The following is a 1907-nucleotide window of genomic DNA, read 5'->3' as shown; positions in this document are numbered from 1 at the left end:
CCGGTGCCGCCGACGAGCACGACGTTGCGCTGCTGGGCGATGAAGCCGCCGCCGGCGAGATCATTGACGAGCGTCTGATTGATCGGCGTGCCTTCGAACTGGAAGTCATCGAGATCCTTGGCCAATGGCAGCTTGGCGATGGTGAGCTGGTACTTGATCGACCGCGCCTGCTTCTCGTTGATCTCGGCGCTGAGCAGGTCGCCGACGATGTGCTGAGGTTCGTGCTGGCGCTTGACGGCGGTCACCATGATCTCGTCGAAGGCAGCCCTCATGCCGTAGAGTTTGAGCTCACCCATGAGGTCGAAGATTTGGGTTCGTTCCATCAGATGGTCCTCCGGAGGTTGTCGTAGCGGGCGCAATCGGCGATCGGCGCATGGCGGAGCGTCAGTGCTGCCGGCGTCATGATGTTGGCCGGTGCAGCGGGTTCGCGTTGGCGAGCCAGGATGTTGAGAACGACGTCAGCGGAATGGACGCCGTGACCAAGCGCCTCGGCGCAGGCGGCTTCGACCGCCGACAAACCGTCCGTCAGCACCGCATTGAGGATGTCGACCATCTGTCGATTGCCGTCGTCGGTGCTGGCGAGCCTGCGCCGGATCCGTTCGATTGCGGCCGGCAACACCCAGTCCTTGAAGGGTGCGCCGTTACGTAAGGCCCCGGGTTTGCGCGCGAGCACCGGCACGTAGTGCCAGGGATCGTAGGTCGTCTCGCCGCGTCCGAACGATCGCGGATGCTCCGCAACGATGCGCCCGTCCTGACGGATTACGATGCGATCGGCATAGGCTTGAACTTCGACCGGGCGCCCGACGGCGCTGGCCGCGACCGAGTATTTGTTGTTGTCGAAGCGTACCAGGCAGGTCTTGGAGACCGATGCCGGCACCGCGTGGAAGCCGTCAAACCGACCGGCATAGGGAACGAGCTTGGGGCGCTCGGCTTCGAATACATCCCATATCGTCTGATCGGCCAGTTCCGGATGTCGATGAACCTTGGCGTGGGCAATGCATTTGTCGAGCAGCCAGGCGTTTAGCTCGTCCAGTTTTTTGAACCGCAGCCGCGGCGTGAAGAAGCGTTCCCGGACCAGCCCGACCTGGTTCTCGACCTGACCCTTCTCCCAGCCCGACGCCGGTGTGCAGGCGACCGGATCGACAAGGTAATGGCTGCACATCTGCATGAAGCGGCGGTTGTATCGGCGATCCTTGCCGACGAAGATCGTCTCCACCGCCGTCTTCATGTTGTCGTAGATGCCGCGACTGCAGGTCCCCTTGAACAGTGCGAACGCCCGATCGTGGGCGTCGAACACCATCTCCTGCGTCTCGCGCGGATAGGCCCGAGCGAACAGCATGCGGCTATGGCACAGCCGGACATGAGCGACCTTCACGAGCATGGTCACGCCGTTGAGGAGAACGATCTCGTGGCTCCAGTCGAACTGATAGGCTTCACCCGGCGCAAAGCTCAGCGGGACATAGGCCGCCGCGGTCGATTGGCCGCGCTCCTTGCTCCAGCGCCTGGCGTAACGCCGTACGGCATCGTAGCCGCCGTCATAGCCGCGTCCGCGCAACTCTTCGAAGATCCGGATCAGCGTCAGCTGTTCGCGAGCCGATTTGGCCGCGTTCGCCGCCAGCAGTTCATCAAGCTCCGCCGCCCAACGCCCAAGTTTGGGGCGCGGCTGGATCGAACGCTCATACTCGAACAAGGTCTTGCCCGACCTCAGCACCTTCCGGACCGTGTTCCGCGACACCTTCAGGTCACGGGCGATCTCCTTGATCGTCTTGCCCTTGATGAAGTGTTCGCGCCGTATCCGCGCAATCGTCTCCACGATCAGCATCCCCGACCACCTGCTTCATGACAAAGCAGGCAGCGCAACAGCCAACCTGTAGGGGGTCAATTTTGGACGCCGATCCCCCGGCTTA

General features: G+C 62.7%; 2 protein-coding genes. Both read right to left on the bottom strand.

Annotated features, from left to right (window positions below; all coding sequences use genetic code 11):
- Positions 1-323 (bottom strand): ATP-binding protein (locus B2M20_RS18625; RefSeq protein ID WP_158081572.1); only part of this gene is annotated, 323 nt, incomplete at its 3' end.
- The gene (istA, locus tag B2M20_RS18620) at positions 323-1822 is read right to left on the bottom strand and encodes an IS21 family transposase (RefSeq protein ID WP_079448501.1); all 1500 of its coding nucleotides are present in this window, start codon (positions 1820-1822) and stop codon (positions 323-325) included. The genes B2M20_RS18625 and istA, both read right to left, overlap by 1 nt.
- Positions 1823-1907 lie beyond the last annotated feature (85 nt).

It is taken from the genome of Nitrobacter vulgaris (assembly GCF_002028545.1).
Classification (GTDB): Bacteria; Pseudomonadota; Alphaproteobacteria; order Rhizobiales; family Xanthobacteraceae; genus Nitrobacter; species Nitrobacter vulgaris.
This window is presented reverse-complemented; position numbering and strand designations above follow the sequence as displayed.